Source organism: Paraburkholderia sp. IW21, from assembly GCF_041321145.1.
In the GTDB taxonomy this organism is placed as follows: domain Bacteria; phylum Pseudomonadota; class Gammaproteobacteria; order Burkholderiales; family Burkholderiaceae; genus Paraburkholderia.
Map to the genome: position 1 here is coordinate 244,259 of NZ_JBGGWA010000003.1, position 21,373 is coordinate 265,631.

The 21,373-nt window shown below is 60.5% G+C and carries 18 protein-coding genes and 2 pseudogenes; 2 read left to right on the forward strand and 18 right to left on the reverse strand.

The features are described from left to right. Window positions 1-22 precede the first annotated feature (22 nt). From ACAX43_RS08350 to ACAX43_RS08370, 5 genes are all read right to left on the reverse strand, one after another. The gene (locus ACAX43_RS08350; RefSeq protein ID WP_370707938.1) at window positions 23-1,504 is read right to left on the reverse strand and encodes an NCS1 family nucleobase:cation symporter-1; all 1,482 of its coding nucleotides are present in this window, start codon (window positions 1,502-1,504) and stop codon (window positions 23-25) included. Between the two features lie 335 nt (window positions 1,505-1,839). After that, window positions 1,840-2,592 (reverse strand): GntR family transcriptional regulator, encoded by a 753-nt coding sequence (locus ACAX43_RS08355; RefSeq protein ID WP_370707939.1) that lies wholly within the window; start codon window positions 2,590-2,592, stop codon window positions 1,840-1,842. A 314-nt stretch (window positions 2,593-2,906) separates the two neighbouring features. Further along, on the reverse strand, window positions 2,907-3,833 hold the full coding sequence (gene ldcA / locus ACAX43_RS08360; RefSeq protein ID WP_370707940.1) for a muramoyltetrapeptide carboxypeptidase: 927 nt from the start codon (window positions 3,831-3,833) through the stop codon (window positions 2,907-2,909). Between the two features lie 27 nt (window positions 3,834-3,860). Next, window positions 3,861-4,634: a tRNA adenosine(34) deaminase TadA gene (gene tadA, locus ACAX43_RS08365; RefSeq protein WP_370707941.1), complete on the reverse strand. Its 774-nt coding sequence runs from the start codon at window positions 4,632-4,634 to the stop codon at window positions 3,861-3,863. Further along, window positions 4,631-5,032, reverse strand: coding sequence for a DUF1992 domain-containing protein (locus ACAX43_RS08370; RefSeq protein ID WP_370707942.1), 402 nt, complete (start codon window positions 5,030-5,032; stop codon window positions 4,631-4,633). Before ACAX43_RS08370 ends, tadA begins: the two co-directional genes overlap by 4 nt. 257 nt (window positions 5,033-5,289) lie before the next feature. Between ACAX43_RS08370 and ACAX43_RS08375 the strand changes: the two genes are divergently transcribed. Beyond that, entirely contained in the window at window positions 5,290-5,523 is a 234-nt protein-coding gene (locus ACAX43_RS08375) for a hypothetical protein (protein WP_370707943.1), read from the forward strand. A 54-nt stretch (window positions 5,524-5,577) separates the two neighbouring features. Here ACAX43_RS08375 and ACAX43_RS08380 read toward each other — a convergent pair whose 3' ends face one another. Beyond that, on the reverse strand, window positions 5,578-6,177 hold the full coding sequence (locus ACAX43_RS08380; RefSeq protein ID WP_370707944.1) for a 2'-5' RNA ligase family protein: 600 nt from the start codon (window positions 6,175-6,177) through the stop codon (window positions 5,578-5,580). A gap of 285 nt (window positions 6,178-6,462) precedes the next feature. On the opposite strand from ACAX43_RS08380, the gene ACAX43_RS08385 reads away from it, so the two are divergent. Then, window positions 6,463-6,597: a hypothetical protein gene (locus tag ACAX43_RS08385; RefSeq protein ID WP_370707945.1), complete on the forward strand. Its 135-nt coding sequence runs from the start codon at window positions 6,463-6,465 to the stop codon at window positions 6,595-6,597. A 152-nt stretch (window positions 6,598-6,749) separates the two neighbouring features. On the opposite strand, the gene ACAX43_RS08390 is transcribed toward ACAX43_RS08385, so the two are convergent. The 12 genes and pseudogenes from ACAX43_RS08390 to ACAX43_RS08445 all read right to left on the reverse strand — a co-directional run bounded on the left by ACAX43_RS08390 (window position 6,750) and on the right by ACAX43_RS08445 (window position 21,359). Next, window positions 6,750-7,877, reverse strand: coding sequence for a M14 family metallopeptidase (locus ACAX43_RS08390; RefSeq protein WP_370707946.1), 1,128 nt, complete (start codon window positions 7,875-7,877; stop codon window positions 6,750-6,752). A gap of 44 nt (window positions 7,878-7,921) precedes the next feature. Next, on the reverse strand, window positions 7,922-9,115 hold the full coding sequence (locus ACAX43_RS08395) for a M20 aminoacylase family protein (protein WP_370707947.1): 1,194 nt from the start codon (window positions 9,113-9,115) through the stop codon (window positions 7,922-7,924). Between the two features lie 190 nt (window positions 9,116-9,305). Beyond that, window positions 9,306-10,193: a LysR substrate-binding domain-containing protein gene (locus ACAX43_RS08400; protein WP_370707948.1), complete on the reverse strand. Its 888-nt coding sequence runs from the start codon at window positions 10,191-10,193 to the stop codon at window positions 9,306-9,308. A gap of 469 nt (window positions 10,194-10,662) precedes the next feature. Continuing rightward, window positions 10,663-11,379 carry a phosphonate utilization associated transcriptional regulator gene (locus ACAX43_RS08405; protein WP_370708309.1) on the reverse strand — a complete coding sequence of 239 codons (717 nt, stop codon included), beginning with the start codon at window positions 11,377-11,379 and terminating at the stop codon, window positions 10,663-10,665. Window positions 11,380-12,021: 642 nt separating this feature from the next. Then, a pseudogene (locus ACAX43_RS08410) lies at window positions 12,022-12,463 on the reverse strand (AMP-binding protein); the annotation flags it as partial. A gap of 71 nt (window positions 12,464-12,534) precedes the next feature. Then, a pseudogene (locus ACAX43_RS08415) lies at window positions 12,535-13,098 on the reverse strand (methyl-accepting chemotaxis protein); the annotation flags it as partial. Between the two features lie 276 nt (window positions 13,099-13,374). Beyond that, entirely contained in the window at window positions 13,375-14,490 is a 1,116-nt protein-coding gene (ald, locus tag ACAX43_RS08420) for an alanine dehydrogenase (protein WP_370707949.1), read from the reverse strand. Between the two features lie 207 nt (window positions 14,491-14,697). Next, entirely contained in the window at window positions 14,698-15,705 is a 1,008-nt protein-coding gene (locus tag ACAX43_RS08425) for a putative 2-aminoethylphosphonate ABC transporter substrate-binding protein (RefSeq protein WP_370708310.1), read from the reverse strand. Between the two features lie 249 nt (window positions 15,706-15,954). Beyond that, a complete protein-coding gene (locus ACAX43_RS08430; protein ID WP_370707950.1) occupies window positions 15,955-17,127 on the reverse strand; it encodes a 2-aminoethylphosphonate--pyruvate transaminase in 1,173 nt (390 codons plus the stop codon). Further along, window positions 17,124-18,512, reverse strand: a complete 1,389-nt coding sequence (locus ACAX43_RS08435) for an FAD-dependent oxidoreductase (protein WP_370707951.1) — start codon at window positions 18,510-18,512, stop codon at window positions 17,124-17,126. The genes ACAX43_RS08430 and ACAX43_RS08435 overlap by 4 nt, the downstream gene beginning before the upstream one ends. A gap of 31 nt (window positions 18,513-18,543) precedes the next feature. Next, complete coding sequence (locus tag ACAX43_RS08440) at window positions 18,544-20,271, reverse strand: putative 2-aminoethylphosphonate ABC transporter permease subunit (protein ID WP_370707952.1); 1,728 nt, start codon at window positions 20,269-20,271, stop codon at window positions 18,544-18,546. Further along, entirely contained in the window at window positions 20,268-21,359 is a 1,092-nt protein-coding gene (locus ACAX43_RS08445; RefSeq protein ID WP_370707953.1) for a putative 2-aminoethylphosphonate ABC transporter ATP-binding protein, read from the reverse strand. The genes ACAX43_RS08440 and ACAX43_RS08445 overlap by 4 nt, the downstream gene beginning before the upstream one ends. Between the last annotated feature and the right edge of the window lie 14 nt (window positions 21,360-21,373).

Sequence of the window (21,373 nt, forward strand, 5' to 3'; positions counted from 1 at the left end):
CGACTCCTGTTGCAGCACTGGCTCAGCGAGCGAGCACACGGTAGAACACTGCACCCAATGCGGCCCCGATGAACCACGAGAAATTGGCCAGCCCGTCGAGCGTCGGCACCATCACGCAGATCACGGCGATCACCGCAGCCGGCAACAATGCGGCCACGGCGCGGTAGTTGACACCATTGCTGTACCAGTATGAGCCGCTTGGGGAGACCGAGTAGAGATCATCGAGTACGATCTTTTGACGCTTGACGAGAAAGTAGTCCACGATCAGGACACCATACAAAGGTCCGATGAAACTACCGAGCACATCAAGCGTGTAGTGAATCACGGCCGGATTGTTGAACAGGTTCCACGGCGTGATGAAGATCGACGCCACCGCCGCGAGCATGCCGCCCGCGCGCCAACTGATCAGACGCGGCGCGACGTTCGAAAAGTCGAAGGCCGGCGAGACGAAGTTGGCGACGATGTTGATACCGATGGTTGCGATCGTGAAGGTCAACGCACCGAGAATCACTGCGGTCGGATAGTCAATGTGGCCCACTGTTTCAACCGGATCCGTGATCAGTTCGCCGAACACCGGCAGCGTGGCCGCGGTTGTGATCACCGTCACCAGCGAGAAGGCAAGAAAGTTGACCGGCAAACCCCAGAAGTTGCCGCGCTGCACGCTGCGAAAACTCTTGCCGTAGCGGGAAAAGTCGCCGAAATTCAACATCGGCCCGGAGAAGTACGACACCACCAGCGAGATCGCCGTGATCATCACCGGCACCACTTGCATGCCGTGATATTTGACGCCGCCCAGATTGATGCCGATGTTGCGCCATCCCGCGCGATACACCATGTAGCCCGCGAGGATGAACATCACCACGTAGACTGCCGGACCGGCGAAATCGATGAACTTCTTGATGGTCTCCATGCCGTGCCAGAACACCAGCGCCTGCAAGACCCACAGCAGCATGAAACCGGCCCAGCCGAGCGTGGAAAGGCCCATGAAACCATGCTGATGTACGTCCGCATACGGCAACAGTTGCGGCACGAACTTCAGCACCACGATCACCAGCGCGCTCGAAGCCAGATAGGTCTGAATCCCGTACCACGCTACGGCAATCAAACCGCGAATCACGGCAGGGATATTCGCGCCGAGCACACCGAACGTCGCGCGGCAGGCCACCGGATAAGGCACGCCGTTCTGCTGGCTAGGCTTCGCGATCAGGTTGCACAGCACGTTGACAATCACAATGCCGACCAGCAGCGCGATCAGCACCTGCCAACTCGTCAGGCCAAGCGCGAACAGACTGCCCGCGAACACATAACCGCCGACGCTGTGCACGTCCGACATCCAGAACGCGAAGATGTTGTAAGCGCCCCAGGTTTGGTGGCGCAGCGGTGCCAGGTCTTCGTTGTACAGCCTCTCGCTGTAGCCTGCCGGGATCGACGGATCGCTGGCCGCGACACCGTCTCCGTAAGTGGACATTGCGGGACTGCCGGGCGCTGCACTGAACTCAGCCATGATTCCTCCTTGGGATAGGGACCATCGATAACGAATCGAAGGACGTTGCATCGGCCATGCCGGCCGCACTCCTCCGTCCGATTACGACAATGGACGTTGAAGCCGCCTGTTGGGCCGTGCCGCGGGGGTCTCCGTACTTGAAGTACTTGTGGTTATCGCACCGCCGGCAGCCGCGAATTCCCGGCGATGCGTTGTTACTCCAAGGCTGTCATTCAGTGACGGCCACGCGTGCGCAAGCCGGCAGCGCTCACGCCGAGCCGCCTTGCAACGCTTGATTCGGTTCAGTTCATTCAGTGCGGCGCGCACCGGCAACGAGCGCGCACCGGCCGCCTGCCTCAGCCTGGCGCGGACCTGGTCTTCGGTGAGTCCCTGGTTGCGTCCTTTGGGGCACCGTTAAGTGCACCGAACACTTCATGCAGATCGGCCGCGCCGCGTATGGGGCGGTCCAGCATCTTCAACTCGACGCTTTGCAAATGGCGCGACATGAGGGCCGCCGCCTCCTTCGCATCGCCGGCGTCGAGCGCGGCGAGAATCGCTGCGTGGTCTTCGAACGAGCAAGGGCTGCGTCCGAGCGACTCGTACAGGGCAGAAATCAGCGTGGAGCGCGCCACCAGTCCGTTCAGGCAGTCGCACAGCACAGTGTTGCCGGTGAGCCCGGCCAACTCGGTGTGGAACTCGCCCGACAGGCGAATCCACGCCGGAAAATCACGTGTTTCGAACGCCTTGCGTTCGCGGCCGATCATGCTGCCGATGCTCTTTAACCGTCGCGTGCCGTGACCGTTGCAAATGCGTTCCACCACGGCCAGCTCAATGATCCGACGCATTTCAAACACGTCGTGCACTTCCTGCAGCGACGGACTCGCGACGAACGCGCCACGATTCGGCTCGAGGTCGACAAGATGGTCGGCCGCAAGTTGCGCCAGCGCCTGCCGGATCGGGCCACGCTTCACGCCAAATACTTCGCATAACTGTGCTTCTGTCAGCTTGGCACCGGGCGCGAGACGATGCTCGAGGATCGCGGCGCGGATGCGCTCGGCGATCGCTTCGGGTTTCGAACTATTCGCGGCTGCGGAATCTGTGTCGGACATGATGTTCGTCTCGGTATGTTGGTCATCATAGGATGGACATAAAAATTGTCAACAATTTTTGCTTTTAATTTTGACAATCAAGGTAGCGGCATTGGCTGTGGATCAGTCGGTGCGGCGCACAAGCCCTGTGTGGCTTCAGTACAAGTTTAATTAAGGTGTGGCAGCCCGGTCTATTGAAAGCTTTTTTTGTCAACAAAATGGGAAGCCATTCGCTGACTTGGCTGCTGGCGTTAGCCTAAAATTTCAGACGGTTAGTTGCGTTGTAGACCCAAAAAGAAAGCGGGCAAACGCCCGCTTCCCTGCTATTGCGAGTTTCAGGCGAGGTACGGATAGCCCGACAACGTCAATTTGAACCCGTGCGCGCCGGCAACGAGGTGCGCATCCGCGCCGACCGGCAGCGTCAACATGTTGGGTACATGGCCGAATTGCAGACCGGTGATGACCGGAATTCCGATCACCGACCTCACCTGCTCGATCACGGCGTGCAGGTCGTAGCCGTTGTCGTAATCGTACGATTTGCCGCCGGAGAAGTCGCCGAGCACAAGTGCCTGCTGCTGCGCGAGAATGCCTGACAGATGCAACTGATAAAGCATCCGCTCGAGCCGGAATGGCTGCTCGTTGACATCTTCCAGAAACAGAATGCCGCCCTGCACCGGAGGCATGTACGGCGTGCCGATCAACGACGTCAGCACCGCCAGGTTGCCGCCCCACAACATGCCAGTCACATCGGCAGCTTGCGCCTGGGGCACATTGCTCGTCACCGTCATGGTCGGGTTGGTCAGCGCGGACCAGAAGTGCTGCATGGTGAATGCGCTTAAGTCTTCCGCGCCGAAGTCGCTCATCAACATCGGGCCGCCAAAGGTTTTCACCCCCGCGCGCGCCAGCAAAGCAAGCTGGATCGCGGTGAAATCGCTATGGCCCACCAACGCGACCGGTTGATCGGTCAGCCGCCGTTGCAGCCCTTCATAATCGAGTCCGTGCAGGATGCGCACCGCACCATAGCCGCCGCGCACGGCCAGCACGATATCGGGCAACTCACGCGAGGGGTCGGCCAGCCGATTCAGTTCGGCGGCACGCTCGCCGTCGGTGCCGGCGAAGCGCTGGTAGCGGCGCCTTGTCGCCTCCACACCCTCGACGCGATGCCCCTCTGCATGCAAGCGGTGCAATGCACGATGCAGCACTTCGGAGTCGTGCGGATATCCGGACGGCGCGATCAGTTCGATAGTGCGATGGACGGTCATTGGCAAGACCTGTTGGATGTTGTTGTTTTAGAGCGGCTCAGCCGATCCCGGTTCGCTACGTGTTTCGACGTGCGCGTGGGGATGTGCTTCGCTGCTTGCTTCGACGTGTGCTTCGCCCCGCGCCGCCGCGCGTGCTTCGCGGCTTGCGCGTCGCCGCTCGGCAAAAAACGATTTAAGCGCGACCCCGCACTCGCTTTCGAGCACGCCGCCGGTCACCTTGGTGTGGTGATTCAACTGCGGATTCGCGAATGCATCGACGACGCTGCCGCACGCTCCGGTTTTCGGATCGCGCGCCCCGAACACGACGCGGGCGACGCGTGCGTGCATGATCGCGCCGGCGCACATCAGGCAAGGTTCGAGTGTCACGTAGAGTTCGCAGCCCGGCAGACGGTAATTTCCGACGGCTTGCGCGGCTGCGCGCAATGCGATCATTTCCGCGTGCGCCGATGGGTCGTGCGCCCCGATCGGATGGTTGAACCCGGTGGCGATGACTTCGTCGTCCCGTACCAGCACCGCGCCGACCGGCACTTCGCCGGCTGCGCGGGCTTCTTCGGCGGCGGCTTGGGCGAGCGTCATGAAGCGGCGATCGCGCTCGGACACAGGAGGCACGGGCGATTCTTCCGGCGCGGGGAGGTTAACTAGCGCAGCAAGGGCGGCGGCTGTTGGAGTGGGATCACTCACCGCCGGTGCGGCAGCGCCGGCGCCAACAGATTCGGCTTGGGCAGCCGACGATGTCACCGCTTCAGCCGATTCGACAGACTCCAGACCGGGCGGGGCGGAGCGGGCAAGCGGCTCGCTCACTGCGAACCCGCATCGGCCATATTGAGATTGCCGGCGCGTTCCGAAAGCCGCTCGGCAATGCGCCGGCAATATTCGCGCGGCAGGACCAGCGGGCCGCCGCGCAGCGATTCAAGTGCCATATCGAGCGCCAGCATGGGCGCCTGAAGACGGCAACGGGTGGTCCGGTCGCTCACGGCATTCAGCTCCGCTTGCAGGTCGCGCAAGGCGCGCAGCTGCTCGACAGCCGGCGGCACGAAACCCGCATTTTTCAAAATCCGGTTGGCGACGCGCACTTCCTCGGGGACCAGTGCATCGTCCTCCAAGGGCAGCGGTGCGCCCACGCCCGGCAAATCATCGAACTCACCGCGCGCGGCTGCGGCGGCAATACGCTGTTCGACTAACGCATCAAGCAATTTCATCTGCAGTCCACTACGTTGCGGCTCAAGCATTCTATCAGGGAGCGCGCGACGGTTCTGACTGTCTGATCGACGGAACCCCCTGGTTTTCGGATTTTGCGTATTTGAAGGGCGCATGGCGTGAGCTAGGGTGGAGGGCTAGCGGCCGCACCGCTTCGTACCGGCAAAAAAACTTACGAAAGTCTTTCGTCGGAAGACGCCAAAAGTGCCGGCAAGTACTGCTTCTACTCACCGATGCCAATTACGTTATGCAAACCGGAATGACCCACCACCGCTTTGACACTGCATTTCCCGCTTGCGCCGCACGTTTCTATCCGCGCTTGGCTGCATTTATTGCGCTGTTTCGGAAGCGTGCTTTCAAATCAGGCCTACGCGCGACGTTGGCGGCCGTTACGATGTCCGTCGCGCTGTCCGGCTGTGGCGTATTCTGCGGTGGTGCGGGCGGAAGCGGCGGCGGTTTTGCTGGTGGCTGCGCAACCGGCATGCGGTTTTAATCCGACGCGCTTCGATACGTTTGCTTCACGAAGGCCGCCAACAGCCGGCATGTTTCACTCGGCCCCCAACGGCCAGCGCGCCAGCGCGACATGCCGGGTGCGCCCGAGCAAGCTGTGCACCAGAACAAACTCACGCACGTTCCAACTGACGGCTTCGACAGGACGTGGCGCGACCCAAGGCATGCCGTAAGCCAGCGTCACGTGAGGGGTGTACGACGCATTTGGCGAGACTGCGCGATCCCCGAATCCAGCGGTTTGCAATGCCAGTCCAAGCGCGTCGTGAAGCGCGTGGAGTCCCACGACGCCCTCGCCTCCGCCCAACACCAATGGCCCCGGCCGCGGCTTCAGCGCAAAACTGACCGCACTGTCGAACTCGACGCTAAAAGGCTCCATCCTGATCGACGCGGCAGCGGTCATCGCCGCCTCCACCCGCGCCGGCGGCAAACCGCCTGCGAAATTCCCGAGGTGAAGCAGAGTGACGTGCAAACGGTTGGCCCCGAGGGGTTTGCTCCTCGAGCGCGTCTCCCCGCAGATCTGTTGCGCTAGTTTCGAGATACTGGACGCCGTATTCGTGTCTGGAAAGACGGCGAAGAACAGTCCGTCTGTCGGGACAGGCGGCGCCTCGAGCCCGGGCAACCAGAGTTGTTCAGGCATAGTGCCCCTGAGTGGGTAAAGCCGGCATAGGGTTCAGTCTCCGTTCAATCGTGCGAGCTGCCCGCGCGCCTGGAAAGTTAATCAGCGACGGACGGGTTCATGGCGCGCCGCCACCGCCACCGCACATTCGCTGCGTGGCCACGCACAATACTGTACATTCATACATGTATTTGCAGCAACGTAGAAATACTCAAAAGCGGGAAGTACTGGCGGAAGTCGCGAAGTACGGTATGTAGTGCGCGAGCAACGGCGGTCCTCAAGGACGAGGCGGCCCGCAACAAGGTGTTGGACGAGATCAACGCGGTGCTGACCTTGGTGCGCGAGTTGATGGAATCCATTTCCACAGCGCCCGCCATCCCAGATCGCACCAATAACACAGCAATAAAAAAAGGCGCCGCAGCGCCCTTTTCCATGCCGTGAGACCGGCCGACTTATTCCCACCCGATTGTAAAAATCGGCCACTGAAACCCTTGTTGTCGGGACTTACGAGACCTTCCCAGGAACGCGGCAACGCCGGGGGCGTCCATGCATGGCAGCGCAACGAGCGCCACTATCCACAATTGCTCAATCGTTCAGGATTCAAACGGGTCCGCACAAGCCGGACCCGATCGCGCTTCTCCCGCCAGTCCATCGATCGCCTGCCACACGGCTGCCTGACCTTGGCTAATGATCAAGCCTTTCCATATATCCTCTTCGACAAGGAACGCCGCACGGATCTGCGCGCGGATGCTCGCTTTCAGTACTTCCGGTGCGTCCGGGTGATGACGGACCCAGACGTCGGCCCGCAGCATGAGCAGCATGTCCGTCAGCGGCACGGTGCCGTATTCGATGGCGATCGCCGCCTTCGCGGCGTGCGGGCACGTCTGCCGCAGGATTTCTGATACGGGGCCTGCAACGTTCGCCGCGATCGACGTCCCATCGAGCGGACTCGTGACGTCCGCGCCCCACCAGCCTCGCGCGCGCTCCAACTCCTCGCGGCCGCCAGTGCCTACGCAGATCTTCGAGCCGAATCCGGGAGGCCCGAGCCCCGTGTGAAAATCGATCCAGCCGATGCTTTCGCATGCGTCGCCATATTCTTCCAGCAACTGGCGCAGCGTTCGGGTGCTCCATGACGGTTCGTGGCCGCCGAAGAACATACCGTGCGGATGCGTGTATTGCCCGGTCGTCACGGCTTGCTGGTACGCCCATTCGCCGCGTGTCTCGACATAGTGCCGGATGGCCGCCTCGTTGTCCGGCGACGGCGGCCACGCTGCGGGAATCAGCAGGTCATGAACCTCGTCGTAGGCCGGGTTCATGGGCAACGGCGCGGCAAAGTCGACGCAATTGCGGTTCAGGTCGACGTTGGCCTCCGTGGTGCGGCTCAGATAGGAAAAACCATAAGGATTGATCGCGTGAACGAACAGAATCGCGACGTCGCGCTTCTGAAGAAGCGCATGCAAGGTACTGTCACCGAGCAATACCTGCTGCACGGCCGAGCCGCAAAAGCCTTCGACGCCATGGGTGCCGGAGGTGAGGATCAGCATGCGCCGTGCGTGGGCCGGTCCGAGGCGCACCACGTCCATGGCGAGCTGCTCGCCTTCGAGACCGACGATGCCAGGCAGCACGCGGCTGTCGACGCGCGCATGTCGCTCGGCCGCGACCTGCAGAAAACGCGCGCGGGCTTCGCGATAGGAGGCGGAAAAGCAGGACGAAGGGTCCATGAAATGTTCCTGTTGAAGCGCACGCACAGTGACGGCGGAATGGCTCAGGCTTTCTGAAGGAACTTCTCGACTAGCCGAACCCAGTAGGTCGCGCCGAGCGGCAGCATGTCGTCGTTGAAGTCGTAGCTGCTATTGTGGAGCATGCAAGGTCCGATACCGTGGCCATGCTCGCGATGCTTACCCGAGCCGTTGCCGATATACGCATAGCAGCCCGGCCGCTCGAGCAGCATGTACGAAAAGTCTTCTGCGCCCATCGTCGGATCGACGTTGGTTTGCACGTGTGACACGCCGACGATCTCCTGCATGACGCCCAGCGCAAAGTGGGTTTCTTCTTCCGTGTTGACGGTCGGCGGGTAGTTGCGCACGAAGCTGACTTCGGCGCTGCAGCGATAGGCCGCCGCCGTTGCTGCGGCAATCTCTTTCATGCGGGTTTCGACCAGGTCGAGAACCTCGGTGGAGAAGGTGCGGACCGTGCCGGCAAGCGTGGCCTCATCGGGGATCACGTTCACGGCGTGGCCCGCCCGAATCTGCGTGATGGACAGGACGGCCGCGTCAATGGGGCGCTTGTTGCGTGTCAGGATGCTTTGCAGGCCGGTGCCGATCTGCATCGCGGTGAACACCGGATCGACGCCGTCGTGCGGAATCGCCGCGTGCGAACCTACCCCTTTGATCCGGATCTCGAACTCGTTGCTCGACGCCTGAGTTGCGCCGACACGTGCGCCGAACTCGCCCGCCGGCATGCCCGGCCAGTTGTGCAGCGCAAACACGGCGTCGACCGGAAAGCGGTCGAACAGCCCATCTTCGATCATCGCCTTCGCGCCGCCGCCCCCCTCCTCCGCCGGCTGGAAGATGAACACGACCGTGCCGTCGAAATTCCGGTGTTTTGCCAGGTACTGCGCGGCCCCAAGCAGCATCGCAGTGTGGCCGTCGTGGCCACACGCATGCATCTTGTTTTCATGACGCGAGGCATGCGCGAACGTGTTCAACTCCGGGATCGGCAGCGCGTCCATATCGGCGCGCAATCCGATTGCGCGTTTGCCGGACCCTTTGCGCAGCACGCCGACGACGCCAGTCTTGCCCAGCCCGCGCGTGACTTCGATATCCCAGCCGCGAAGCTTTTCCGCCACGAGATCCGCGGTACGCTCTTCCTCGTAGCGCAATTCCGGATGCGCATGAATGTCGCGGCGGATCGCCTTGATCTCGTCCTGGGATTGCGCAATCTCGGCAATGATTTCCATGCTGCCTTCCTTTCAGATGATTCGCCACCGGCGATGAAATGGCGTGCAACTATGTGCAGCCAACGAATCAATCCATTTTCAACGGCCTGAAATCCCATGAAAAGCTGATATTTCTTTTTCCTGATTTAAGGAAAACTTGTGTTTGGTCCAGCTGTCACGAGGCCGTTCAACGGGCGTCGCGAATCACGCTTCACGGGCCATTGCGCGCGCCCGAGCGGGCCCGGATACGCTCCTGGACTATCGTCATCGCTGCGTGTCGGTCGTGAATTTTTCGCTCCAGCATCCCGACGATGCGCGGCGGCGTGTTGCTGTGCAGCGGTATCACGCGCAGCGCCGGGTCGCTAGCCCACGAGCCGTATTCGAGTAACGGCACCACGGACACGCCTGCGTTCTGGCGCACGAGTTCGACGATCACTTCAAGTGAGTTCAATTCGAGGAACTCGGTCACCGCGAGGCGGTTGTGGCGCAGCGCGCGCTCGATCAGCGCGCCGGTTCGCTGACTGCGTTCGAAGCGCAGGAATGGCCGGCCGCTCAGTAGTTCGGCGGCGCTGCCGGCGGCTACGCTGCGCGCGCCTACCGCCACCATCGGCTCCGAATAGAGCGGCGTCCAGTTCAGGCTGACCGGCGTCTTGCCCGCCATTTCGACGATCACCGCGGCATCGATTTCACCGGTCTCGACCTGCGGCGCAAGGGCAAACGCCTTGCCCGTAACAAGCCGCACATCGAGGTTCGGATATTGCACTTTCAACTCGGTCACCGCCGCGGCGAGCGCGCCCATCGCCGAGTCCACCGCTCCGATCGAAATCGAGCCGGCAGTTTCCTCGCCGAGCCCGGTCAGCCGCATCGTGTCGTAGAGCGCAACCAGACGCTCCGCCTGCGGCAGGATCTGCTTGCCGATGCTTGTAAGCCGGTTGGTCCGTCCGACCCGCTCGAACAGCGGGCGTTTCAGTTCAGCCTCCAGGGTCTGCATCTGCATGCTGACCGCAGCCTGCGTCAACGCGACTTTCTCGGCCGCGGCAGCAAACGAACCGCAGCGTGCCACCGCGATGAAAGTACGAATGAAACGGATATTGCTCATGACGGCAGCTTCTGATTATCAGATCAGAATTCCTTAAGTCTCAATTTGTAAATTATATGTTTTCTTAATTGACCGGGCGCAACGGTGAATCGTGCATAGAGTGTTCTTGCTCTACCCGCAGCGACGATACTGAACCGCTCCGGGTTTTTCCGGAGGCTCCAAATCTTGAGAAATTGGAGCTACGGAAAACGTCAAGAAAAAGGCACTACGCGGCGCGTAGTCGATTGAACAAAGCGTCTCCTGCGCGCACTGAAAGAGCTATTTCGCGGGAAGGGGGGGTGATCTGTCGTGCTGAACGCCGGTCTCTGACCATGGTTCTACACCGTGGCGATCGGCGTACGCTTCTCAACGCAAATCTAACGTATGCGTTAAACGGATAGGTATTGGTGTAAGCGGGAAGCCGGCGGCGTTTCGGCGGGGTTTATGCCGACCGCGAGCGGGAAATCAAGCGGATGCACAATTAAGCCGCTCAATTCACCTCTGGTACCGAATTCGGCTCGTTCGTGTGGCGAGCCTGACGGGACCGCCGTATGCGTTCACGGCCATGATCCAGGTGGCTTCGGATCAAGCTCTCGGTGAGATTCGAATCACCGGCGGCAATTGCTTCGATGATCGCTTCATGCTCGTGGGCAGACTGATCGATCGCGTCTGCATCAAGCGTCAGGGCTGTTTGCCGGAACAGACTGAGTTCCCGGACGAGGCCCCGGTACGTGTCAAGCAATTTCTCATTGCCGACCGCTGCGGCCATCGTGTCATGAAACTGCAGGTTCAGGTGACCGTAAGTCTGCCCGTCGTGACTGTTCTGCGCGCGTTTCATTGACTCGACAATCTGGCGCAGTGCACTCAGATGCTCGGCTGAAATACCGTTGGCCAGCAACCGGCCAATGTGTTCGTCAAGCATGGCGCGGACCTGATAGATCTCCTCTGCTTCCTTGAGGGACAACATCTTCACCGATACGCCGTGATTCTTTTCCGTGCGCAGCAGCCCCGCCTGTTCGAGCGCGCGAAATGCTTCCCGCACCGGCCCACGCGAGACGCCCAGGCGAGTGGCCAGTTGTGCCTCGTTTAGCTTGTCTCCCGGGGCGAGTTCACCCCGAAGAATCAGGCGTTCGAGTTCGTCCTGCACAAGCGTTGTAAGCGAGTGCTTTTTAAGCAACTGGATTGTACCGACCGATGGCGCGTCAATCATGGTAGACCGAGCAGAAGTAATGTTTAACCTTATCAGACCAAATCGTCAACTGTCAACAAAATCATGGCTTACTGCTTCGAGTAGACCGATTACCTGAACAATCGGTACTTTCTCTTCCCGTTGTCAGCGGCTTCGATCGTCCGGGTTGATTCCGCAACGCCACCCCCAACGCGGGCGCACCTCGTCAACGCCAGGATCATCGATCCGTTCGCGCGGTATTTCCTGGATGAGCTTGCCATCGCAACGAACCTCCCGGCGCTGCGTCCTTTCGTTGTCGTTACACTCAAACATTCATACCCTCCACAGTTTTACGAGTCGCGTCTGCACTTGAGGTCAGCCCATTCAGCACCGCATTCGGAATAAGAGCTGCGGGAGGCCACCGCGGCGCCAGATCATTCAGCGCACGGAACAGCGCTTTATCTCAAACACGGATTTGCAGCGTCCTTTAACCGGTGCGTCCACCTACCAAGCGACTGAACCGGGTAAAGATGACGGATAGATGGTGAATCGTGAATCAGGCCGCTGTGCCGAACTGATCGAGAATCGACGGGTTTTCCAGAGTCGATACATCCTGCGTCAGGCTTTCGCCCTTAGCCAGCGAGCGCAACAGTCGCTGCATGATCTTGCCCGAGGGGGTCTTATCGATGACCGGGCAGCGGCCTGCTCCCACATGTTCACGGTACCAGACCCAGGTTTCCGGATTGATCGGCTCCCCGACGATGCCCAGAATGCGCAGACTGGAAAGATCGAAACACTTCGGATGACTTGAGATATCCGCTTCGGCCACTTTGACCAGCAAGCGGATCGCCGTCGGGACAGTGTAGAAAATCGTCGCCTTGTGCCTCTGGATCATCTCCCAGAAGCGGCCCGCATGCGGATAAGTCGGAACGCCTTCGAATACAATCTGGGTCGCGCCCACCGCAGTCGGACCGTAGGTGATATACGTGTGACCCGTAATCCAGCCAATGTCGGCCGTGCACCAGAAAACATCGTCCGGACGAATGTCGAACGTCCATTTCATCGTGAGTGCCGCCCCCAGCAGGTAACCCCCGGTGCTGTGCTGCACACCTTTGGGCTTGCCTATCCGAGGCTACTTTTCCGGTGCACTGCCAGCGGCATTCATGCTCAATCCCGCTACTGCCACTAGCGTGTTTATCCGGCAGCTACGGCGCTGCCCTCAACAACAGTTGCAACTTCCTCAAAAGCGACGCGTGCCGATGTGACACGCTCAGAGTTCGTCGTTGCCACCGTTTCCATCCTGAAGACGCCAATCGCCTCACGCAACGCCCGGGCCTGTTCTGCCATCGATCCGGCGGCGGCGGACGCCTCCTCTACCAGCGCGGAATTCTGTTGCGTCGTCCGGTCCATCTGGCTGACCGCCTGGGTTACCTGCTCGATATCTCTGCTCTGTTCGCCTGACGCCGCCGCGATTTCATCCATGATGCTCGTGACCTGTTGCACCGCCTGCATTATCGACTTGATCGTGACGCCCGCCTCATCCACGAGCCTCGACCCCGTGTCAACCCGGGCCAACGACGCGGCGATCAATTCCTTGATCTCCTTCGCGGCGCCCGCGCTGCGTTGTGCGAGCGCGCGCACCTCGGCCGCGACGAGAGCGAAGCCGCGTCCCTGCTCGCCGGCACGAGCCGCCTCAACGGCGGCATTGAGCGCGAGAATGTTGGTCTGAAATGCAATGCCCTCGATGACACTGATGATGTCGGCCCGCATTCGTTCTCCGTGTTCACGGGTTGCGGACAGAGGCGGATCTCCACAAACACGGGCGAGTACCGTATCAAAAACTCGTGTGATGGGTCCGGTTATGCAGCGTGTCGTGGAAGCCGGAATGGCGCCGCTTCGAATCGCCTCGGTGAGAAAGCGAGCACGTCTTGAATGCGATAGCCTGAATCAGGCGTTGCGGGCGCCGTCATGTCGACCCGCAACACCCAGCCCTGACATCGCTTTCGCGACCGGTTATTGCACCCGTCAGTCGGGCTAGTTCAACAAGTGATCGGCAGGCACGTACGTATAACCAAGGTCTTTCGCGACTGCTTCGTACGTGACGTGACCTTCGCAGACATTCAAGCCGGCCTTAAGATGTGCGTTCTCACTCAGCGCGCGTTTCCAGCCTTTCTCCGCTAGTGCGACCGCGTGACGAATGGTGGCGTTGTTCAACGCGAAAGCAGAGGTTCTCGCCACCGCCCCTGGCATGTTCGCCACGCAATAGTGAACGACATCGTCAACCACGTACGTCGGTTCCGCATGCGTGGTCGCATGCGACGTCTCGAAGCAGCCGCCCTGATCGATCGCAACGTCGACGACAACCGTGCCCGCTTTCATCGCCTTGATCATGCTGCGCGTGACCAGCTTGGGTGCTGCCGCGCCTGGAATGAGCACGCCGCCAATCACCAGATCCGCGTCCAGAACCGATTCCTCAATGCTCTGACCATTCGAGTAGAGCGTGGAGATACGATTGCCGAAGACCAGATCGAGCTGACGCAAGCGGTCCACATTCGTGTCGAGAATCGTCACCTTGGCGCCCATTCCGACGGCCATCTGCAAAGCGTTGGTGCCGACGACGCCCGCACCAATAATGGCCACGTGAGCTGGCGCCACGCCCGGAACGCCGCCGAGCAATACGCCAATGCCGCCCTTTGACTTTTCCAGATGCGCCGCGCCGGCCTGGATCGACATGCGGCCGGCCACCTCGCTCATGGGCGCCAGCAAAGGCAGCCCGCCACCCGGACCCGTGATGGTTTCATACGCGATGCAGATGGCGCCCGACTTGACCAATGCCGCCGTCTGCTCGGGATCCGGGGCGAGGTGCAGATAGGTATAGAGAATCTGCCCGGGACGCAGCATCGCGCACTCAACGGGTTGAGGCTCCTTGACCTTGACGATCATGTCCGCCTTCGCAAAGATTTCCGTCGCGCTGTCGGACATGGTCGCGCCGGCAGCGACGTAGGCGTCGTCGGAAAGACCGATTGCGGCACCTGCTGCTGTCTGCACCACCACCTGATGGCCACGCCCGGTCAACTCACGCACACTTGCCGGCGTGAGGCCCACACGATACTCGTGATTCTTGATTTCCTTCGGTACGCCAATCAACATTTGCCACCTCCATATATTCTGTTTTTTCCGCTCACACACGGCAGCGGAGTGGGTTGGCATGCGCGTTGCGCACCGTGATCGTTGCCACGTGTCTGCCAACCCCAACACTACGTTAAAACGCCGCCCGCCGCTGTGCAAGGATCCACTCGTGGCGCGGCATAGAACACCTGCAATCCTTTTTTTTTCGCTTCGCGCTGATTTCCCAGGTTACTGCTTGGCCTCACTCTTCGACGAATAGCGCTGGGCCCATTGTGCAAGGATCTTGGACCGGTTGTTTGCCGCCCATGTGAAGTCGTTCTTGACCAGCAGGCTTGCATAATTGGCCGGGACATTCGGCATCGGCCTGGCCGTTCCTGGCACCGCTGTGATCGCATAGCTCTTCGCGTACAGCACGTTCGCTTCCCGGCTTGACGCAAAGTCGGCAAGTTTTTTCGCCGCGTCCAGCTTCGTCGTGTTCTTCATGATCGCGAACGCCTCCAGATCCCAGCCCAACCCCTCCTTCGGAAACACGAGATCGATCGGCGCGCCCTGCGCCTTGAGGGTTGCCGCGCGGTATTCGAACGAGATCCCGATCGGGTACTCACCTGATGCAGCCATCGTGCACGGTGCTGAGCCCGAATGGTTGTACTGCGCGATGTTCTTGTCGAGCGCATCCATGTATTGCCACCCGCCCTGCTCGCCGAACAGTTGCAACCACGCGGTCACATCGAAATATCCCGTCCCCGATGAGGCAGGGTCCGCCATCACGATCTTGCCCTTGTAGATCGGCTTCGTCAGGTCCTGCCAGCTCTGTGGTTTCGGCAGATGCTGCTCTGCGGCGGCCGCAGTGTTGAAGCAGATCGTCGCGCCCCAAACGTCCATGCCGAACCAGTTCGGTGGCGCTTTTGGGTCACGATACGCGGCGCTCATGGCGGGAAGATTCTTCGGCGCATACGGCAACAGCATGCCGTCGCTTTCGAACTTTGCGATGCTGGTCGCCGCGAGGCCCCAGATCACATCAGCCTGTGGGTTGTTCTTTTCGGCAAGGATCTTGGCCGTAATCACGCCAGTCGAGTCACGCACCCATTTGATCTCGATGTCCGGGTTGGCTTGCTCGAACGCGTCCGCGTACGGCTTGAGTTGCTCGTCCTCGAGCGCTGTATAGACCAGCAGGGTGGTCCTGGCTACCGCCGTAGCCGTGCTGCCGACCAGCAGCGCGATCGCGGCGGTGGTCATTAGCGCGATCGTACGGACACCGTGCAAAGGGGACGCGCTGCGCCGAGGGGTGACTTTGTGCTTGAACATTTCTTACTCCCGGTATGAGGATTTTTCACATGATCCTCACCGCTGCCGGCGTAAAAATACGCTGGCGGGATGAGGTTGCCGCTGACAACAGTGGCCTGTCCGCCTTTCCAGCCAGAACGCTAACGAAATGCCACCAACACCCGGGTGAGCCGCGCGAGCGACGCAACCGTCTTCGTGCTCTTACGTGACGATCTCGTGGGGTGAAATCTGCTTCACGCCCATTTCCGCCAGTGTTTCCTCGATCGCCCTTACTGCGCTGCGCATCACATCGCGGTCGATGTCACCAATGCATCCGACGCGAAACGTATCGACTTCAGTCAGCTTTCCCGGGTAAAGAATGAAGCCCTTGGCCTTGACTTTTTCGTAGAACGTGCGGAACGCGTAAGCGGGATCTTCTGGCGCGTGAAACGTCACAATGATCGGCGCCTGCACGTCGGGAGGCAGAAACGTGCGAAAGCCCAGGTCTCGCATCCCGTTGACCAGTGCGTCGCAATTGGCCTGGTACCGTTTGCCGCGCGCGGGCTGACCGCCCTCGGCCTTGAACAGATCCACAGCTGCGCGCAATGCGGCAACAACTGACGTCGGCGGCGTGAAACGCCATTGCGACGTTTTTTCCATGTAAACCCACTGATCGTAGAGATCCATCGACAGCGAGGCCGAATTGCCGTGGCACTTTTCCAGCGCGCCACGCCTGATGATCACGAAACCCATTCCAGGGACACCCTCCAGGCATTTCCCCGAAGCGGCCACGAGCGCATCGAACGGTGTCGTGCGGACGTCGATCGCGATCGCGCCGAACGAGCTCATCGCGTCGACGATGAGTCCCTTGCCCAGCCGCGCACAGGTCTGCGCAATGTCCTGCAGAGGGTTGAGGGTGCCCGTACCGGTCTCGCAATGCACCTGCGCGACGTGGGTGATCGCCGGATCGCGCAGCAGTGCCTCTTCGATCATGACGCCCGTCGGCAATTTGCCTTCTTCGATCGGGAGTTCGACAACGGCCCGGCCCATGTACTCACAGATCCGCACAACGCGCTTGCAGTACGCACCGTTTTGCGGCACGAGCACCTTGCCGTCGCGCGGAACCAGCGTGCCGATTGCCGCCTCCACCGAGAAGGTGCCGCTTCCCTGCAGCGGCACGCAAACATGCGTGTCGCGCCCGTGCACGATGTCCACCAGATCGTCGCGCAGGCTGCGGGTGATCGAATTGAAGTCCGTATCCCACGATCCCCAATCGCGCAGCATGGCACTTTTGGTGATCAATGACGTTGTCAGCGGGCCCGGGGTAAGAAGAACAGGATCCAGTTCAGCATTCACAATTGTCTCCTTGCGGTTGGTAGATCTGATAGATGTCATGCCTTGTCGGACTTGCCGGCCGCTTGCGCCAGGCGGCTGAGCGCGACATCGACGCACCAGGGTTTGGCGCCAGCGTCCTCCGCACTTTCCTTGCGGCGAATCGCGTCGCGTACGACAAGTGAGCCAACGTAGCGAATCGGTTCCGGCGGAAACGCACCGCGCGGCCCACGGACGAGCGGTGAACGTGTCCATGCATTGTCGAGATCGAGTACGAGCGACGACAGAATCTCGCCGCCCATATAACTCGGTCCGACGCCGTTACCTGAATAGCCGAAACCGTAGAACACGTCATGCCGTCCGTCGAGCCGACCAAAGAACGGCAACCCGGTGGCCGAGCGATCTGACGGCCCGTTCCAGCTTGCCGCGATCGGCACCGACGTGAACTCAGGGAAAAAGCCGCTCAGGTCGCGCGTGAGCGCCGCCCGATACGGCGAGGGTTCATCGAACACAGGCAGCACACGACCGCCGTATGCAAAGGTGTTGCCGCCCTTTCCGAGCATCAGCCTGCCATCAGGCGTGGTGCGGTAGTAGTAGACGAAGGTCCGTGAATCGAGCACCGACAGACCGTTCGTGAATCCCACTCGCTCCAGAACGTCAGGTGCGCGTTCGGTGATGATCATGTCGCTCGACACGAGCGCAATATTGCGTTCGAACTGCGGGAAGGTTTGTGCCATCCACGCGTTGATCGCCAGCACGACGCGCTTTGCACGAACCTCACCATAAGCAGTGCGCACCAATGGACCTGGCACGTAACTCAATGATTCGAATGCGGTCTTCTCATACAACCGCACGCCCATCTCCAATGCGACCCGCCGCAGTCCGCGCACGAGCAATGCGGGCTGCACCGTCGCGGCGACAGGTGAGAAATCACCGGCGAGGTGTCGCTTCGACCCTGCACGCCGGCGGACTTCTTCGACCTCAAGACTCACGAATGAACCCATACCGCGTTCATCTAGCGCTGCTTTAACGACTTCAGCGCTGCCAATCTGGGCGGCACTCGTCGCGGTATACAACGTGCCGTCCACACGAATCTGCGCGTCGATTCGATGCTCGCGGCAAAAGGCTGCGATCTTATCGACCGTCTGGCGTGAAGCCTCTACGAGCCGTAGTGCTTCACTTTCGCCGAATAGCTGGCGTAGTGTCAGAAAGCGGGTTTCCCAAGTCAGCAGGCAGCCGCCATTGCGGCCGCTCGCACCCGCGCCGCAGATGTCCGCTTCGATCAGCACGACATCCAGATGAGGATTCGCGCGCTTCAGTTGAAGCGCTGTCCAAAGACCGGTAAATCCGCCGCCGACGATGCAAACGTCGGCGGTTACCGCGCCCTGCAAGGCTGGCGCATCAGACGCTTCGCCACGCAATGCCTGTTCGAGCCAGAAAGGTCTCATCGCTATTTCCTGTTTGCTGTTCCGGTGTGCGTTAGCGGCTACGCGACGTATGGCGCCACCGCTGCGTGCGCGCCAACAGGAAGCGATTCACGAGCGCATACAGCACACACACGAGAGTCGAGGTAACCACGATCAGCGTTGCCATCGCCGCAGCCGGCCCGATCTGTCCGGCCTCATCGAGATTCAGGATCGCCACCGACGCCGGTTGCGTAGCCGGCGAATATAGGAAGGCGACTGCCGAGATCGTCGTCATGCCGTTAATGAAGAAATAGCGGCTGATTTCCAGAATGGCCGGCAGGCATACCGGCACGGTGACGCGAAAAAACGTGACGTAGAACGGCACTTTCAACGACGCGGATACCGCCTCGAACTCGTTGTCGATCTGCTTGAGCGCGGTAATGGCGGTCAGATGGCTCGACGAGTAGTAGTGAATGATCGTGACGATGGCAAGAAGCGGCAGCGAGCCGTAGAGCAAATTGAGCGGATTGGCCGGATGATTGAAGAAGAAGATGTAACCAATCCCGAGTACGAGACCCGGCACACCCATCGGCAGAACCGCGCACAGATTGATGACCGGGCGCAGCCAGTCCATGCCGCGCGTCTTCTCGACCAGATAGGCACCGCCAAACACCAGCGCGGTGCCGGCTGTCGCGACTAACGCCGCCATTTGCAGGCTGTTCTTGTAGGCGCCGATGATGCCTGCGCCAACAAGCCCCATCCGGTAATGACCCAAACCGAGCGACAGGTTGTATGGCCAGAACCGGACGAACGAGCCATAAATCGAAATCCCGACAATCGCCATCATCAGAAGACATACGACACTGCAGTACGCGAGCATCGCCATGTCGAACCCACGCGATCGCTTGGGTTCGTACGGCACCGAGCGCGCGCCAAGCAGCGAACGCTGTTTGCGCCTGACGAAAAAGTCGGTAGCGAAGCTGAGGAGTGCCGGCAGCAGAAGCAGGATACTCACCACGGCACTGGTGTTGAAATCCTGCAGACCGATGATGAGCTTGTACACGTCGGTGGACAGCACGCTATATGAGCCGCCAATTACGATCGGCACGCCGAAGTCGTTCACACAGATGGTGAACACGACCATTGTCGCGCTGATCAGACCATACTTCGCGCCGGGCAGCGTGATCGTGAAAAACTTGCGCAAACGGCTCGTGCCCATCGCGTCGGCAGCCTCATACAGGCGCGCGTCCGTCAACGACAATGCGGTAATCAGAATCATCAATACGTGCGGCATTGCCGCGTACACCAGACTCGCGATGATCCCCGGTGCCCCGTAAATGCTGTGACCGGCCATCCAGCGTCGCAGCAAACCTGCATTGCCGAACCAGTAGATAAACGACACCGCCGACAGAAGCGTCGGTGCGAGCAGTGGAATCAGGGCGATGTTGCGCACGAACCCCTTGAACGGCATGCAACTGCGCGTCAAGGCGTAAGCGAATGTGAAGGCGAGCGGAATCGTAATCGCCGTCACCGACACCGCAACCAACAGCGAATGCCCGACCGAGGTCCACAGCGCCGAGGTCTGGAAATACGACGTGAAATTGGCAAGGCCCACGAACCGCCCATCACGATCCTCGACGCATCTCATCACCACCATCGTGAGCGGCGCAAGCAGGGCCAGCAAAAGAAAACATGCCATTAACAGCATGCCCGCATGGCCGATGCGATCCTGCCAGTGGGTACGTTGCCGCACTTCGGTAAGCATCACGTCCTTTTCTGGTTCGGTGAGTGTCGTGCTCATTGCACCCTCCGCTGGTCTTCACCGAAGATCCGCACGCGGTCGCCCAGGACAGCAAGATTAAGCGGCGAGCCTTCCTGCAAATTGAATTCCGTCATATCGCGGTAAGACAGATCGGCCAGCACTTCGGTCCCCGTCATGCCGTCCACCTGAACGCTGACCCGGCAGAACGCGCCGAGAAATTCCAGCTTCTCGATGCGGCCGCTCAGCGTGTTGCCGGCTTTCGTGTCGGCGCCTCGCACGACTAGATCCTCCGGGCGCAGGAACAGCGACACCTGCGAGCCGCTCTTGAGCGAATTGCGCACCTTCACGCAGTTCAAGCCGACATCGCCCACCCGAATCGCGCCGTCATCACTCACGGTGGCCGGCAGAATATTGGCCTTGCCGACGAAGTCCGCAACGAACGGCGTCGCGGGCTCGCGATAAATCTCTGTAGGGGTGCCGATCTGCTCGATCACGCCCTGGTTCATCACCACGATGCGGTCCGCCATCGAGAGCGCTTCCTCCTGATCATGCGTCACCATGATCGTCGTCACGCCGAGGCGCTGCTGCAACTGGCGGATCTCCTGCCGCAGACGGACCCGCACCCGCGCATCGAGCGCGGACAAAGGCTCGTCGAGCAACAACAGACCAGGTGAGGTAGCCAGCGCCCGCGCGAGAGCAATGCGTTGCTGCTGACCGCCGGACAGTTGACCGGGATGTTTCGGGCCGCTGTCGGGCAGACCGACGAGTGTGAGCAGTTCGGCCACACGCTCGCGGATCACCGATTTGCGCGCCTTCCGGTTAGTCAGACCGTACGCGACGTTCTCGGCGACCGTGAGATTCGGAAACAACGCGTACGACTGAAACACGATGCCGTAGTCGCGCAGCATGGGCGGCAGCATGGAAATGTCCTTGCCGGCCTGCGCGATGGTGCCCGCGCTTTGCGTCTCCAGCCCCGCGATAATCCGCAGCAACGTGGTCTTGCCGCAACCTGAAGGGCCCAGAAAACAGACCATTTCCCCTTTGAAAATTGTCAAATTGACATTCTTCAGAACTGGGGTCGAACCGAACTGCTTGTGAATCCCTTCGATGCGCAGGTAATCCGACATCGTCATCCTCCTGG

Coding starts and splice junctions, on each gene's coding strand:
- ACAX43_RS08390 (WP_370707946.1), bottom strand. CDS start 7,877: ATGGACCCTTCGTCCTGCTTTTCCGCCTCCTATCGCGAAGCCCGCGCG.
- ACAX43_RS08435 (WP_370707951.1), bottom strand. CDS start 18,512: ATGAGACCTTTCTGGCTCGAACAGGCATTGCGTGGCGAAGCGTCTGAT.
- ACAX43_RS08440 (WP_370707952.1), bottom strand. CDS start 20,271: ATGAGCACGACACTCACCGAACCAGAAAAGGACGTGATGCTTACCGAA.
- ACAX43_RS08355 (WP_370707939.1), bottom strand. CDS start 2,592: ATGTCCGACACAGATTCCGCAGCCGCGAATAGTTCGAAACCCGAAGCG.
- ACAX43_RS08395 (WP_370707947.1), bottom strand. CDS start 9,115: ATGGAAATCATTGCCGAGATTGCGCAATCCCAGGACGAGATCAAGGCG.
- ACAX43_RS08350 (WP_370707938.1), bottom strand. CDS start 1,504: ATGGCTGAGTTCAGTGCAGCGCCCGGCAGTCCCGCAATGTCCACTTAC.
- ACAX43_RS08445 (WP_370707953.1), bottom strand. CDS start 21,359: ATGTCGGATTACCTGCGCATCGAAGGGATTCACAAGCAGTTCGGTTCG.
- ACAX43_RS08375 (WP_370707943.1), top strand. CDS start 5,290: ATGACCCACCACCGCTTTGACACTGCATTTCCCGCTTGCGCCGCACGT.
- ldcA (WP_370707940.1), bottom strand. CDS start 3,833: ATGACCGTCCATCGCACTATCGAACTGATCGCGCCGTCCGGATATCCG.
- ald (WP_370707949.1), bottom strand. CDS start 14,490: ATGTTGATTGGCGTACCGAAGGAAATCAAGAATCACGAGTATCGTGTG.
- ACAX43_RS08380 (WP_370707944.1), bottom strand. CDS start 6,177: ATGCCTGAACAACTCTGGTTGCCCGGGCTCGAGGCGCCGCCTGTCCCG.
- ACAX43_RS08430 (WP_370707950.1), bottom strand. CDS start 17,127: ATGACATCTATCAGATCTACCAACCGCAAGGAGACAATTGTGAATGCT.
- ACAX43_RS08400 (WP_370707948.1), bottom strand. CDS start 10,193: ATGAGCAATATCCGTTTCATTCGTACTTTCATCGCGGTGGCACGCTGC.
- ACAX43_RS08370 (WP_370707942.1), bottom strand. CDS start 5,032: ATGAAATTGCTTGATGCGTTAGTCGAACAGCGTATTGCCGCCGCAGCC.
- ACAX43_RS08425 (WP_370708310.1), bottom strand. CDS start 15,705: ATGACCACCGCCGCGATCGCGCTGCTGGTCGGCAGCACGGCTACGGCG.